The 13,446-nt window shown below is 70.4% G+C and carries 13 protein-coding genes and 1 pseudogene; 11 read left to right on the top strand and 3 right to left on the bottom strand.

Annotation, left to right across the window (positions count from 1 at the left end):
• Positions 1 to 297: 297 nt before the first annotated feature.
• Both ACWC91_RS35640 and ACWC91_RS35635 read left to right on the top strand, forming a co-directional pair.
• On the top strand, positions 298 to 999 hold the full coding sequence (locus ACWC91_RS35640) for a hypothetical protein (protein WP_374113986.1): 702 nt from the start codon (positions 298 to 300) through the stop codon (positions 997 to 999).
• Between the two features lie 422 nt (positions 1,000 to 1,421).
• Entirely contained in the window at positions 1,422 to 2,078 is a 657-nt protein-coding gene (locus ACWC91_RS35635) for a hypothetical protein (RefSeq protein WP_450642741.1), read from the top strand.
• A 159-nt stretch (positions 2,079 to 2,237) separates the two neighbouring features.
• On the opposite strand, the gene ACWC91_RS35630 is transcribed toward ACWC91_RS35635, so the two are convergent.
• Together ACWC91_RS35630 and ACWC91_RS35625 are read right to left on the bottom strand one after the other, a co-directional pair.
• Positions 2,238 to 2,696, bottom strand: a complete 459-nt coding sequence (locus tag ACWC91_RS35630; protein WP_225077446.1) for an SRPBCC family protein — start codon at positions 2,694 to 2,696, stop codon at positions 2,238 to 2,240.
• Between the two features lie 158 nt (positions 2,697 to 2,854).
• On the bottom strand, positions 2,855 to 3,790 hold the full coding sequence (locus ACWC91_RS35625; RefSeq protein WP_376501946.1) for a LysR family transcriptional regulator: 936 nt from the start codon (positions 3,788 to 3,790) through the stop codon (positions 2,855 to 2,857).
• Between the two features lie 745 nt (positions 3,791 to 4,535).
• Between ACWC91_RS35625 and ACWC91_RS35620 the strand changes: the two genes are divergently transcribed.
• Positions 4,536 to 5,216, top strand: a complete 681-nt coding sequence (locus ACWC91_RS35620) for a hypothetical protein (RefSeq protein ID WP_225077448.1) — start codon at positions 4,536 to 4,538, stop codon at positions 5,214 to 5,216.
• Between the two features lie 178 nt (positions 5,217 to 5,394).
• Here the strand turns inward: ACWC91_RS35620 and ACWC91_RS35615 are convergent, their stop codons facing one another.
• Positions 5,395 to 5,583 (bottom strand): hypothetical protein, encoded by a 189-nt coding sequence (locus ACWC91_RS35615; RefSeq protein WP_225077519.1) that lies wholly within the window; start codon positions 5,581 to 5,583, stop codon positions 5,395 to 5,397.
• Between the two features lie 208 nt (positions 5,584 to 5,791).
• Between ACWC91_RS35615 and ACWC91_RS35610 the strand changes: the two genes are divergently transcribed.
• The 8 genes and pseudogenes from ACWC91_RS35610 (at position 5,792) to ACWC91_RS35575 (ending at position 12,973) form a co-directional block, all read left to right on the top strand.
• Positions 5,792 to 6,853 carry a sulfite oxidase gene (locus ACWC91_RS35610; RefSeq protein ID WP_281156560.1) on the top strand — a complete coding sequence of 354 codons (1,062 nt, stop codon included), beginning with the start codon at positions 5,792 to 5,794 and terminating at the stop codon, positions 6,851 to 6,853.
• Positions 6,854 to 6,905: 52 nt separating this feature from the next.
• Positions 6,906 to 7,517, top strand: coding sequence for a TetR family transcriptional regulator C-terminal domain-containing protein (locus ACWC91_RS35605; protein ID WP_450642739.1), 612 nt, complete (start codon positions 6,906 to 6,908; stop codon positions 7,515 to 7,517).
• Positions 7,518 to 7,640: 123 nt separating this feature from the next.
• A pseudogene (locus ACWC91_RS35600) lies at positions 7,641 to 7,976 on the top strand (GNAT family N-acetyltransferase); the annotation flags it as partial.
• Between the two features lie 426 nt (positions 7,977 to 8,402).
• Positions 8,403 to 9,380 (top strand): DUF4129 domain-containing protein, encoded by a 978-nt coding sequence (locus tag ACWC91_RS35595; protein ID WP_450642738.1) that lies wholly within the window; start codon positions 8,403 to 8,405, stop codon positions 9,378 to 9,380.
• Positions 9,377 to 9,913: a hypothetical protein gene (locus ACWC91_RS35590; RefSeq protein ID WP_225077453.1), complete on the top strand. Its 537-nt coding sequence runs from the start codon at positions 9,377 to 9,379 to the stop codon at positions 9,911 to 9,913. Before ACWC91_RS35595 ends, ACWC91_RS35590 begins: the two co-directional genes overlap by 4 nt.
• Positions 9,914 to 10,023: 110 nt before the next feature.
• Positions 10,024 to 11,031, top strand: a complete 1,008-nt coding sequence (locus ACWC91_RS35585) for an AAA family ATPase (RefSeq protein WP_374113987.1) — start codon at positions 10,024 to 10,026, stop codon at positions 11,029 to 11,031.
• A complete protein-coding gene (locus ACWC91_RS35580; RefSeq protein WP_450642737.1) occupies positions 11,028 to 12,374 on the top strand; it encodes a DUF58 domain-containing protein in 1,347 nt (448 codons plus the stop codon). The genes ACWC91_RS35585 and ACWC91_RS35580 overlap by 4 nt, the downstream gene beginning before the upstream one ends.
• Entirely contained in the window at positions 12,371 to 12,973 is a 603-nt protein-coding gene (locus tag ACWC91_RS35575; protein WP_225077455.1) for a hypothetical protein, read from the top strand. The genes ACWC91_RS35580 and ACWC91_RS35575 overlap by 4 nt, the downstream gene beginning before the upstream one ends.
• Positions 12,974 to 13,446: the final 473 nt, after the last annotated feature.

Here is a 13,446-nt window from a genome sequence, read left to right as displayed (position 1 = left end):
CACCCGCCGAATACGAGACCAACTACTACCTCGAAACCACGAAACCCCAGGTCACAGTCACACCCTAGAGTCTCGATCAAACCCGGAACGGTTCAGTCCCCGGCCGAGATCGAGAGGGTGCGCCCTCAGCCAATTGCGCAATGGGTTCATCGAAGGCGAGTGCAGCTTGCACCGATGACTGATGGCTTCCACCAAAGCGGAGCAAGCTCAATCATCGGGGCAAGGCCGGGGGTTCCCACCTCTTGATATCTTGTGATCTTCGCCGGTTGCCCGGACGGAGTTCCCCAGCAGGTCGCCATGTCTCACGTTCAACGCCACCTGATGGCCGCGCTCGATGCCTTGGACCATGCCTTCGCCTCCGAAGAGCCCTTTCCCACCACGGGGTGCACGTACTGCTACGCCGAGCAGGACCTCACCGACCTCTCCGGACCCGTGCACTTGATACCCGACGACTTGGTGTCCTCTGCTGCTGCGGAGGTGCCCAGCCACTGGGATGACTTTCCGCGTCTCTATCGCCGGCTTGTTCCACGTATCGTCCGATCGACTGTCACCGGTCAGCTCCATGTGGACGAGGAACTCATCGCCTCCCGCCTGGTCGAGGCGGGCTGGACGACCTGGGAGGCGCCCTTTGTCAGCGCTCTGCGCGACGTCTGGTCCGCCTGGTGGGACGCCACCCTGCACACCCACCCCAGCCCCGTGTTCATCAGGGAGACCCTTGGTCTCATCAGCGTGGCCACCAACAGCCTGCGCCCTTGGCTGAACATCTGGACCGCCACCCACCACCCGGCTGCCGACGCGCATCTGGCAGACCTCGTCGACAACGTCATGTTCGAGTACGAGATCAGCGACCTGCGCATGGGCTTCTACGGTGAATACCACGCCACTCCAGAGCTGCTGAGCTGGCTCCTCACCGATGTACGCGACCGCGCCAACGACGCTCGCCTCGGCAGCCCATACCTCCTTGAACACCATCGGATGGCAACTCAGCACACCAACTGACCGCACACGCCCAGCCACCAGCAATATCCCGGACAAGAGCTCCCCCAGGCGGATCCCAATAGCCGACTACAAGGAGTGACGGCGGCGGCTTTCCTCGAGCGGTGCCATCAGGAGGTCGACCGGCCGCGCCCTGCGCGCCATGTTTCACAAGTCGGAGTCGACCGCGGGCCCTGCACGGGGTCCTGTGGAAGCGGCAGCTCGTCGCTCTGATCGTGGCCGAGGCCAGGGAGCGGACGGCAACTGGATCACGATGCCGGTACGCACGTCGGACAGGAGGCTGGTGGCGACGGTGAGCTCGCCGGTGATGACGCCGACCTCGTCGGTCACGGCGCTGCCTGGCCCGGCTTTCACCTCGTCGACGGGTAGTGCCGCCCGTGACAAAGGAAGGGCGTGACTCCTTCCGGTCGCGGTACGGTCCTGCCATGTCCCGATCAGCCGAGAGTGGCCTCTCCCCGTCCCCTGTCACCGCGGACGACCTCGACCTTGCCGTGCAGCTCGCTGTGAAGGCCCTTCGCGAGGCGCCCCCAGCCGCGTGGGACGATAAGGCCGGTTCGCTGGAATGGGACTGCTGGGAGACCGTCGAGCACCTCAGCGACGACCTCTTCGCGTACGCCGCGCAACTGGGCCCCAAAGCACCGCCGTTGGATGGGGAGGTGCCCTTCGTGTGGGAGAGCCGACGGCCAGGCGGCCCGGCGAACGCCATTCACGCCAACCGTGAGGCGGGGCCCGCCGGCCTGTTGCAGGTGTTGGAGGCGAGTGGTGCGCTGCTGGTCGCCATGGTGCGCACCAGGCCGCCGCGGACCCGCGCCCACCACGTCTTCGGCGTTTCCGACCCAGAGGGCTTCGCCGCCATGGGAATCGTGGAGACCCTGGTACACACGCACGACCTGACGCAAGGGCTCGGGCTCGCCTGGAACCCACCCGCCGACCTGTGCGCGCGAGTACTCGCCCGGCTGTTTCCAGACGCTCCGGAATCCACGGAAAGCTGGCCCGCCCTGTTGTGGGCCACCGGGCGCGCCGAACTGCCCGGACGCCCCCGCCTGACCACATGGCGCTGGGACGGTACACCCCCGGCCTAGGCTCAGCTCTCTCCGGCGAAAGAGGCGAGGTTCGTCGGGATGGACGATCAGGCCGCTGTTGAGAGTGATCGGGCACCATCGCGGCCGTGGCGAAACGCATGCGCGATCGTGCCGGTCTCAGGTTTCAGGGCGTGCCAATGGCGGCCTGCCAAGCGGCCGTCAGGCGGGCTGCGCCAGGCGTGCCGTCAGGACACGGGCTCGGGCCTGCTGAACCGCTCCTGCCTGCGAGGCGGCGAAGCGCAGCAGGCCCGGGGGCGTGTGCAGGTGCAGGGTGTCGGTGACGACGCTGCCGGCCGCGTGGCGGTCGATGGCGAAGCGGTAGCTCATGCGGACCCGGCCGGGGCTGCGGACTTCGCCGGAGATCTCGGCGGAGTGCGGGAGGCCGTTCGGGACGGCGACGAGGGTGACGTCGATGATGTTGTCGTGCCGCAGGACGCCCAGGAACCGGAAGCGTTCCACGGCTGTGTAGTGCACGGTGCTGCCACTGCGGCGCACGTCGCGGACGGCGACGAGGAGTGGCGACAGGCCGATGTAATGCGACGGTTCGGCCAGGTGCGCGAAGACCTCCTGCGGCGGCACGGCGATCTGGAACGTGTGCTTCAGTTCGGCGGACGGCACCTCGGATCCTTCCTCGATACGGCACGGTGATCCTCCCATCGCCGGCGTGAGAGCGGCGGCGCCGGGCCGGAAGTCGCCGTACCGCGACCGGAGTGTGCCGATGGCCGCGCCTGTCCCGAGCCGCCGTCCGTCGGTCCGGCCACGATGATCGGTGGCGTTCAGCGCGGAAACACCCAGCCGGGTGTCCAGGTTCCGGCGGCGTCGTGGCCGGCCGCTGTGGCGGCGAGGTGGGTGCGGAGGGCGGCCAGCGCGGGGTGGGGGTTGTCGCGGTGCCACAGGAGCGAGTGCGGGTAGACAGGTGTCGGGTCGGTGACCGGGATACGGCGCAGGCCGTGGCCGGCGGGCCAGACGAGGCGGGTGTACTCGCCCATGAAGGTGGCCAGGGGCGGGGTGTCGGCGATGGTGTCGAGGAGCGCGTCGGAGCCGAAGTTGGGGCCGGCCGCCTCGATGGTGAGGCCGTACTCGGCGACGAGGTCGTCGTAGTAGGCGGCCCACTCTGTACCGGGGACGATGCCGGGCATCCAGATCCGGTGGCCTGCGAGCCGAGCGAGGGGCACCGACCGGGCGGACGCCAGCGCGTGGGCGGGGCCGGTGAGGAGCTGGAGCGGCTCGTCGAGCACCCGGACGGACTCGATGTCCTCGGGCAGGGGTCGGCCGGGCGCGGCGACGGCGCGGAAGGACGCGTCGATCTCACCGGACCGGATGGCGGCGATGGCCGTCTCGATGTCGAACAGCCACACCACGTCGAGCTCGGTCTCGGGATGCGCGCGGTGGAAGCCGCGCATCAGGCCGGATGCCGCGCCGCGCGAGTTGATCACGTCGACGCGCAGTGGACGGCGGCCGGGGCGCACGGACGCGACCGCGCGTTCGGCGACGCGCAGCAGGTCCCGGGCGTGGGGCAGGAACGCCTGCCCGTCGATGGTGAGCTCGGCACCGCGCGGCGTACGGGTGAACAGCCGCACGCCGAGGTTGCGCTCCAGCGCGGCGATGCGCTTGGAGACAGCCTGCTGGGTGACCGCCAGCTCGGCGGCGGCCTCCTGGAACTGCCCCGCGTCGGCGGCGACGACGAAGGTCCGGACGGAGTCGAGGTCCATGTCGACACCCTACGATCACAACCATCGGTTGTGGCCAGGGGACCTGCGGTTGGTTTGATCCCCGGGCATGGTGCTCGTTTTGATGCCTCCGATCGCGGATCGGTTGTGCGGGTGAGTGGCAAGGGGCGTCGGGCATGAGAAGCAGGCACCGGCTGGGACATCGGCGCGGACGTCGGCGGCGGAGTTCCGCCGCAAGCGGCTGGTACTGATCATGACGGACCTGATGCGTTTCACGGCGCTGCTGACGATCCCCACCCGCCGTTCAGGCGCCGACGCCGGTGGTTCCGGAAGGGAGCCCAGAGCGGTAGCCGGAGCTGTTGCGAGGGGGCGAGGACCGTACGATGCCGTGCGTGATCGCGAGTTTCTCAGCCCCGCACGTGGCTATGGTCGGCGGGTGCACTGTTCAAAGGCAGGGACGGCAGCAATGAGTGTTCCAGTGACTCCGCCTCGGCCGTTGGATGTCCTCTCGTGCTTTCCCGAACTGGCTGATCACGCAAGGACAGCGATCCGATTGCACCCGGATCCCGCCAACCCTGACCCGTACCAGAGCTCCGTGGGTGGGCCGCTGGCGTGGCCGGCAGACGAGGCGTGGCCGACCTGTCCCGGCGGCCAGCACCGCAAGCTTCGCCGGCCGCACCGTCCCGACAACGTCCGTGGTAAGCGGTCAGCGACGACGTTCGCCCGCCTCGGAGAGATCACCTGGGACGAAATCCCGGCTGATATGGCCTGGCCCATGCTTCCGGTCATGCAGGTGTACGCACGGGACGTGCCCTGGTACGACGGCTTCCCGCAGGATACGGACGTCCTGCAGATCCTGTGGTGTCCGTTCCAGCACCGCTACGAAGATGCGGCAGTGCCGTACAACGGCATCGCCGGCCCGTTCGTGCACGTCCGCTACCGCCACAGCCGTGACCTCACCGGCAGCTTCGCGACGTCACCCGAACCCATCGCCGTTGGGGCGCCTGGCTATCTGCCGACACCGTGTCTGATTCGGCCGGAACCGGTCACCGAGTATCCGCACCCTGGTGCGCTGGGCGAGGAGTTCGAGGCCCGAGTCGACGAGTGGGAGATGGCCACCTTCATCACGGACGACCCAGAGGACCACGAGCCCCGATACCGCTGGGAGCTGTCAACCGCCCCGGGCTGGAAGCTCGGCGGGCACGAACCCTGGAACTACCAGGGCTATTCCGGGCCGGTTCGGTGCCACACATGCGGCAACGAGATGCGGTTCGTCGCCGCGATGGCCAGCCTCGAATGGGACGGCGGCACGACGAGTTGGGCCCCGACCGAATTCCTCGATGGTCCTGTGAGCAGCCGCCTTCGGCGTCAGTCCCCCACAGGTGTGGAGCTCGGCGGGCAAGAGACCATGCGCATCTTCACCTGCCCGGTGTCGTCAACGCATTCGGTCATCAGCGACCTGGTATAGCGGCCCCGAGTGTAGGCGCCCTTGGGGTTGCGGCCGGGCGGCTGCCGGCACCGCGGGCGGCCTTGGTCCGCAACCTGTCCATGGAGATCTTGGAGAACTTGTACTCGATCGGGTCCATAGCCCGCCAAGGGCCGGCCGACGCCCATCACCGACGACCAGGGCACGATCGCGTGCCGCGTCACCGGCAGTCCCGCAGCAGGTAGAACAGCGGGAGGATCTCGCTGGCCCTCGGGGACTTCCGGCGCCACGGTGGGAGGATCTTCGACCAGAACCGCTTGCGTTCACCGATCGCCTCGACGACGCGGCCGCCATGCTCGGCGCCGCCATGCAGGCACCGGCCGACACACTGGTCGGCCAATGACGACATCGCCGGATCAGGACAGGGCGGCTGGTGGCCGACCGGCGAGGCGGTCGCGGGTGTACGTGCACCTGAGACTGCGCTCGTCGTACTCGACCGTCTGTGGTTCGTAGGCCGGTGCCGCCGTGGGAGACCCGTGCGACGCACTGCGTGCGAGGTTCGGCTGCCGGTGGCGGGTACTCGCCTGAGCATGGGCCTTTGGGGCAAACGGAACGACATGGTGGTGCACGAGCGAGAGCCGTTCAATGCCGAGCCACTTCGAGCGGCGCTGGCCGGGCGGCAGGAGACGCCGGTCGACACCTTCTACAGCCGCAACCACGGCCCGATCCCCGAAATCGACCCGGCGACATGGCGGCTGCGGTTGGGCGGCCTGGTCGCGCGGGTGCTGGAACTGTCCCTGAAGGACCTGCGGGCACGGTTTGAGGAGGTGGAGGTCGTGGCCACACTGCAGTGCGCTGGAAACCGGCGGGCCGGCCTGGCCGCGGTGCGGGACATCCCAGGCGAGGACCCGTGGGGGCCCGGCGCCACGTCCACCGCCCGCTGGAGCGGGGTGCGGCTGGCCGACGTACTGGCCGCGGCGGGCCTGCGGGCGCAGGCCGCGCACATCGCCTTCGCCGCCCCGGACATCTCACAGCTGGCCGACCCGCCCCAGCCCTACGGCGGCTCCATCCCGACCACCAAGGCTCAGGGTCCGGAAGTACTGCTGGCCTGGGCCATGAACGGCCGGCCGCTACCTCCTGTCCACGGCGGCCCGCTGCGTGCGGTGGTGCCAGGATGGATCGGCGCCCGCAGCGTCAAATGGCTCACCAGCGTCACCGCTCAGACCGAGCCGTCCGACAACTACTTCCAGGCCACCGCCTACCGCATCCTGCCCGCCGAGGCCGACCCCGACCACGCCGGACCCGGCGACGGCATCTCCCTCGGCCCCATCGCGTTGAACTGCGACATCCTGAGCCCCGACGACGGCGCGAATCTATCGCCCGGACCGGCCGAGATCACCGGCTACGCCCTGGCCGGCGACGATCGCTCCGTCGCCCGCGTCGACGTCTCCCTCGACGAAGGACTCAGCTGGCGTCAGGCCGAGCTGGACCGGCCGGACAGCCCCTGGACCTGGCAGCTCTGGCACATCACCCTTGACCTGCCCGCCGGCGAGACACAGGTGATCGCACGGGCATGGGACTGCACCGGCGCGGTCATGCCCGAGTCCCCGGCCCATCTGTGGAACCCCAAGGGCTACGCCAACAACTCCTGGGCCCGCGCCCGCGTCACCTGCCGCTGAGCAGCCCCCGCGCGAACACGACGATAGTTGACCGTTCGGCTATTATCGAAGGATGCCACGACCAGCCAATCCGCTCGTCCGTGAACGCCTCCTCGCTGCGGGGCTCGAGCTGATGCACACGAACGGCTTCAACGGGTGTGGCATCAAAGAGATCACCGACAGTGCCGGTGTGCCCAAGGGGTCGTTCTACAGCTACTACGCCAGCAAGGAAGACTTCGCGGTCGCAGTGCTCGAACACTACTGGGCATCCATCGACCGGGACTTCGGCTTCTATCTGCGAGACGCATCCCGGCCGCCCGTCGAGCGCGTCACCGCCTTCTTCCTGGCCATGACGGACCACAACGCGCAGCACAACTTCGCGCTGGGGTGCCTCGTCGGCAACATGTCTCTCGAGCTGGCCGACCACAGCGCAGAGGTCAGAGAGAAGCTGGACCACATCATGGACCGGTGGACCGGCTTGATCGCCGCGTGCCTCCGAGAGGCCCAGGCGAGCGGAGACATCCCCGGTGACACGTCACCGGAGGAACTCGCGTTCGTGATCGTCGAGGCGTGGGAGGGGGCTGTCATGCAAGGACGCATCAGCCAGCGACGCGATTCGCACGAGAGGTTCGCAACTGTGGCCCTACCGCGCCTACTTGGAACATCGACTGCCCCGGTGAATTAACAGACGGCTGTTGCTCCGGCCGAGGAGGCGGTACTCTGACTCTCATAAAAAGACGACCGGTCACTTATTATTGAAGTCAGTCGTCGGCCACCCCCCTCGTGAGGAGCGATCCCACTCATGTAGGAGGGCGGCACGCTGGTCGGCACCGCGGCGCTGTGGGGCATCGACAACCACAACCGGTCCGCGCACATCGGGCTGGGGCTGCTGCCGTCCTCCCGCTGCAAGGGTTACGGCACCGACGTGGTCGCGGTGCTGTGCCACTACGGTTTCGTCGTGCGTGGCCTGCAGCGGCTGCAGATCGAGGCACTGTCGGACAACACCGCGATGCTACGCTCCGCCGAGCGCAAGGGCTTCGTCCGCGAGGGCGTGCTGCGCTCCTCGGCCTGGGTGATGGGTGAGTTCCTGGACGAGGTGCTGATCGGGCTTCTCGTCCAGGACTGGAAGCCGGAGCCGAAGGGCCAGACTGCCGCCCGGCGGTCAAGGGCGGGTCGTGGAGCCGACGCGTACGACCGAGGGCCAGGACGGCGACGCTGTGAGGAAAGGGCCAACGCCTTCCTTGCGTCCCTCCTGACGGGTGAGCGGCCACGGCAACCTGAGGGCTCGCGTCCAGCAGCCGCCGCCCCGCTCCCGTGCAGGGCGCGACGTTGCTCATGAACATCGAACCCGCCAAGTCGGCATGCTGCTCAAAGCCCCGACATGCGCTGTCAAAACCGGGACGACGAGGCCGGGATGTCGCAGCACGGGCTGCAGCGCACGCACAACGCGACGTGGCGGACGGTGCGCCGGTCGCTGGATGCCCCGCCCCGTTCCGCCCCACCGGTGGACCCCTGCTGGCACGCCGGCGGCCGGTGTGCGAAGCTGCCGGTCGCGACGGAGGGGTGTGGCGTGGGGCGGGTGCGTACGGCGGACGGGCGACGGCGGCACGGCACGGTCGGGGCCGCGCAGGCCGCGTTGACGGTACTGGTCGTGGGCGGAACCGCCCTAGGAGCACTACTGCTGCACCCCGGCACGGGTCTGTTCGTCAAGGGCCGCGGACCGCTCGGCGGCAACCCCGTCCTCGTGCTCGGCATCGCCCTGCTGTCGCTCCTCGGCGGCATCGCACTGCGCGGGAAGCACCTGGAGCAGGTCAGCGCCTGCCAGAAACTCAACCCGGTAGAAGAGCGGTTGATGGAGGGCGTGGGCCGCGTCCTCCTGGCCGCACCGCTGGTCCTCCCGCTGCTCATCCTGGTCCTGCACCAGTTCGGTTCGTCCGGCGGCAGCCACGGGGACGGCCACGGGCCCGTCCGGCTTCCCCCCGCGCGGCAGGACCCGGCGCGCACCCCGCCACCCACACTGCCTGCCGAGCACAGTGACCACAGCCTGCACTTCGGGCTGACGCGCATCCTGTTCGGTCTCGGCATCGCCCTGCTCGCCGTGGCCCTCGTGCTCGCCGGGGTGTACCTGTGGCGGTATCTGACCCGGCCAATGGCTGCCGAGGTCCCGGCGACGTACGCGACGCTCGACGACGAGCAGGAACGCCTGGCCCAGGCCGTGGACTCCGGGCGCCGCGCCCTGCTGGACGGAACCGACACCCGCGCAGCCGTCATCGCCTGCTATGCCGCCATGGAGGAGTCGCTCGCCGACTCCGGCGTGGCCCGGCGTGCCTCGGACAGCCCGCAGGACCTACTGGAACGGGCCGTCGCCGGCGGCCTGCCCGCGAGGGCGGCCGCCGGCGAGCTCACCACCCTGTTCCGCGAGGCCCGTTACTCCACGCACCCGATGGACGGCGGCCACCGCGACCGGGCCGCGGCCGCGCTCGCCGAGATCGCTCACGGCCTGCGCTCGCGGGCGCGTGGGCCCGAAGCGGCGGCGGGTGCCACGTGAAGGCGCTCACACGGATCCGGACCTTCGTCAACTCCGTGCTGGGAGCGCCCGGTTCGATTCGGAACTCGCTGGCCGTACTCGTCACCCTCGCCGCCGCGGCCGAAGTGCTGCTCGCCTTGGCCGACGGTGCCGCCGCGGCCGCCACCGGCCTCGCCCTCATCACCGCTGTTGCGCTGGCCCTGGGGCGCTATGCCGCGGGCGGTGCCGCCCAGGACAGCGGACACCGCAAGCCGGTGCGCCTGCTGGGCAGGCGGGCCCCGGCGCTCGGCGGGTGGCGGCGCATCGTGGCCAATACCCTCGGGGACGACAGCGAAGTGCACCTCCGCACCGTCATGCGGCCGCAGTTGCAGCGGCTGTTCGCCGCCCGGCTGGCCCAACGGCACGGCGTGGAGATGTACCGGAACCCGCAGCGGGCCCGGGCCCTGGTCGGCGCCGAGCTGTGGCCGTGGATCGATCCCGAGGCGACCGCTCCGCAGCCCACTCTCCCCGAGCCCGTCCTGCGCTCCCTGCTCGACCGCCTGGAAGCCCTGTGACCGGTGGCGCTGCGGCCGACCCCGCAGCCCCGCACATCCCGACCCCGCCCCGTGAGGATCCGATCGTGACCAGCCCGCACACCCCGACCCCGCCACGTGAGGATCCGACCGTGACCCGCCCGCAGCCCACCCAGGACCAAGACATCCTGACCCCTCGACAGGCGGGCGAACGGGCCGCGGCCGTGCTCGACGAGATCCGCACGGCCGTGGTCGGCAAGGCGGAACCGCTGGCGCTGGTGATGCTCGGCATCCTCGCCGGCGGCCACGTCCTCATCGAGGACCTGCCGGGACTCGGGAAGACGCTGCTGGCCCGCTCCTTCGCCACCACCCTCGGCCTGGACTTCTGCCGCATCCAGTTCACCCCCGACCTGCTGCCCTCCGACGTCACCGGCGCTCCGTTCTACGACCAGCGGAACGCCGACATGGTCTTCCGTCCCGGACCGGTCTTCACCCACCTGCTGCTCGCCGACGAGATCAACCGCACCCCGCCCAAGACCCAGGCCGCGCTGTTGGAGGCGATGGCCGAGTCCCAGGTTTCCATCGACGGAAGCACCCGGCCGCTGCCGGAGCCCTTCGTGGTCGTCGCCACCGCCAATCCCATCGAGTACGAGGGCACGTACACCCTGCCCGAGGCTCAGCTCGACCGGTTCCTGCTGCGGGTGCGGATGGGCTATCTGACGGCGTCCCAGGAGGCCGGCATGCTGCGCGCGCGTGTCGATCGGGCGGTGCCCGAGGCTGTGCTGCGCACGCTCAGCGGACCGGGCGAGGTGCTGGCCATGCGGGCCGCCGTCGAACGCGTCGAGGTGGACGACGACCTGCTGGATTACGTCGTCGCGCTGGTCGGCGCCACCCGGGCCCACCCGCACATCCAGGTCGGTGCCTCTCCGCGCGGTGGCCTGGCCCTGGTCCAGCTCGCCCGTGCCCGTGCCGTCCTGGACCTGCGGGACTACGTGACCCCGGAGGACGTCAAGTCCGTGGCGGTGCCGGCCCTCGCGCACCGCGTCACCCTCAAGCCGGAGCTGTGGGTCCGGCAGATCGACGGCGACGACGTGATCCGCGAGATCCTGCAGTCCGTACCGGCCCCGCAGACCCTGCCCCGCGCGCCGGTCGTGTCATGACGGAGCCGATGCCGGCCCGCAGAGCGTCCGCCGCCGCCCAACGGGCCCTGAACGGCCGCCAGGACGTGACCGCCGAACCCCCGCCACCACCCCCGCCCGGCTGGCGCACCGGTGAACGCGCGCTGCGGCTGGGCACGTTGGCCGTTGTCGCGCTGATCGCCGCGCTGATCACCGGGCGGCCCTGGGTACTTGCTCTCGCCGCCGCGCCCCTGGTGCTGCTCGCCCTCACCCTGCCGAGCGGGCCGCGCCCGGACGCGGTGACGATCGAGGTCGAGGTGGAGCAGCGGCGGTGCTTCGAGGGCGAGCAGGTGTCGGTGCGGATCACGGTGGCCTACGACGGTGAGACCGGCCGCCTGGACCCCGGCGTCACCCTCGGTCACGGGGTCCGGCTCGACCACCTCGCGGTCGGCCCGCACCGCGTCGAGCTCGTCCTGACCGCGCAGCGCTGGGGCCGCTGGACGCTCGGCACAGTCGACGTCGACGTCTACGACCACGGCGGGCTGGCCCGCCGCACCGTGCGGGCCGAACTCGGCGAGATCGCCGTCTTCCCAGTGCCCGAACACGCCGGCCTCACGCCCATCCCGGTCCGGCTGCCGCAACGGCTCGGAGAGCACACCGCCGTGCAGCGCGGCGAGGGCGTCGAGGTCACCGGCGTGCACCCGTATGTACGCGGCGAACGGCAGCGCCGGATCCACTGGCCGGCCACCACCCGCCGTGGCACCCTGCAGGTCCACCAGTTCGCCGCGGAACGCACCGCCGACACCGTGGTACTGCTGGACGTGCTCAGCGACGTGGTCGACCCGGTCACCGGCGCGTCCTCCCTCGACGAGACCTTCCGGGCCGCTGCCGGGCTGGTCCGCGCCTACCTGCGCACCCACGACCGGGTCGGCGTCGTGTCGGTCGGTGGCGTGACCCGCTGGCTGCAACCGGGCAGCGGCCATGGGTACTTCTACCGCATCGTCGAGGGCGTGCTGGAGGTCCGCAAGGACCTCGCGTTCCGCACGGAGGGCCTCAGTCTGCTCCCACCGCCCGCATTGCCCGAAGGAGCGCTGGTGTACGTCATCACGCCGCTGACCGACCAGCGGATTTTCGACGTCCTGCAGCAGGTGCGCGGACGGGCCAACCCGATGGTCGTGGTCGAGATCCCCACCGGCGACCCGGTCGTGGAACCCGGCGACTCCGAGGGCGAACTCGCGCTGCGGCTGTGGCGGGCCGACCGCGACGCCATGCGCTTCGCCCTCGTGGAACGCGGCATCGCGGTCGTCGCCCACCGGCCCGGCGAGACCCTCGACCTCGCCCTTGCGCCGCTGCTGCGCACCCGCATCCACGGAGGGACCCGATGACCCCCGCCTCCGTCCGGTTCGCCCGGCCAGGCCCGCGCCCCGCCGGCAGCCGAGCCGCCCGGGTCATCGAACGGCTCACCTCCCGTATCACCGACCGACTGCTCGGAACGGCCCTCGCCGTCGCCGCCTGCGACCCGCCGGCCGCCCTGCACGCACCGCTGCTGGTCAGGCTGCTGGTGCTCGGGGCGGCGGCGGCCGCGTGGTGGGCCGCTCCGATGGTCGACGCGCGCCCCGTCCTGACCTCCATGCGCTGGCGGACCGTCGCGGCCCGTCGCAGGACGACCCTGCTTCCGGCCGCGGCGATCGCTGTCGCGGCGGCCACCGACCCGGCGGTGTGGCTGGTCGTCTGCATCGCCGCCCTGCTACTCGCCTACCTGCTCGTCACCGACGCATGGACAGCCGGTGTCACCGCCCCGCCCGGCCAGCCGCAGGCGACACCCGCGCTGGCGGCCGCCGCCGCGACCGCGGTGGTCCTGCTCGCCGCCCAGGCACCGGTCGCGGGCACCTCATGGGCACGGGTGCCCGCCGCACTCGCCATCGCCACGACCACGGTTTGTCTGGTACTGGCGCTGCGCACCCGTCGCCGCCCGGCCGGCTGACCGCCGCACCGGGCCGGCCTGGATCGGTTCGGCGCCTCCGGCGATCCCACCTCAAGATCACGCATCCCACCCGCGCTTGCCGTGCATTGCCGACAGCACCGGCGCCCGCGCCGTCCGTACGGTCTTCGCCTGCGACTGCCTCGCAGGTGCCGGCCTGTGCCGGGAAATCCACGGCGGGCTCCAGGCCGTGGAGAACTGGAACAGCGCCAACACCGTGCTCCATTACGGCAAGGACCGCGCCGCTGACCGGCCCGGACAAGGGGCACGCCGAGATCTCGATGCTCGTCCTGCATCTGCTCCAGTCCGCGCTCGTGCACGTCAACACTCCGCTGCTTCGGCAAGTTGCACGGGTGGGCGGTGCGAGCCTCCGGTCCCGGTCCGCCTCCCTGGATGATGCGGAGTTCGACAAGGCCGCCGACGGCCTGCCGCAGCTACTTGATCACATCCGTCGTTGCGGAGTCAGTTTCATGGAA

This window comes from Streptomyces sp. NPDC001204, from assembly GCF_053598035.1.
This window is presented reverse-complemented; position numbering and strand designations above follow the sequence as displayed.

Coding starts and splice junctions, on each gene's coding strand:
- ACWC91_RS35640 (WP_374113986.1), top strand. CDS start 298: ATGTCTCACGTTCAACGCCACCTGATGGCCGCGCTCGATGCCTTGGAC.
- ACWC91_RS35635 (WP_450642741.1), top strand. CDS start 1,422: ATGTCCCGATCAGCCGAGAGTGGCCTCTCCCCGTCCCCTGTCACCGCG.
- ACWC91_RS35625 (WP_376501946.1), bottom strand. CDS start 3,790: ATGGACCTCGACTCCGTCCGGACCTTCGTCGTCGCCGCCGACGCGGGG.
- ACWC91_RS35620 (WP_225077448.1), top strand. CDS start 4,536: ATGCAGGTGTACGCACGGGACGTGCCCTGGTACGACGGCTTCCCGCAG.
- ACWC91_RS35615 (WP_225077519.1), bottom strand. CDS start 5,583: ATGTCGTCATTGGCCGACCAGTGTGTCGGCCGGTGCCTGCATGGCGGC.
- ACWC91_RS35610 (WP_281156560.1), top strand. CDS start 5,792: ATGGTGGTGCACGAGCGAGAGCCGTTCAATGCCGAGCCACTTCGAGCG.
- ACWC91_RS35605 (WP_450642739.1), top strand. CDS start 6,906: ATGCCACGACCAGCCAATCCGCTCGTCCGTGAACGCCTCCTCGCTGCG.
- ACWC91_RS35580 (WP_450642737.1), top strand. CDS start 11,028: ATGACGGAGCCGATGCCGGCCCGCAGAGCGTCCGCCGCCGCCCAACGG.
- ACWC91_RS35575 (WP_225077455.1), top strand. CDS start 12,371: ATGACCCCCGCCTCCGTCCGGTTCGCCCGGCCAGGCCCGCGCCCCGCC.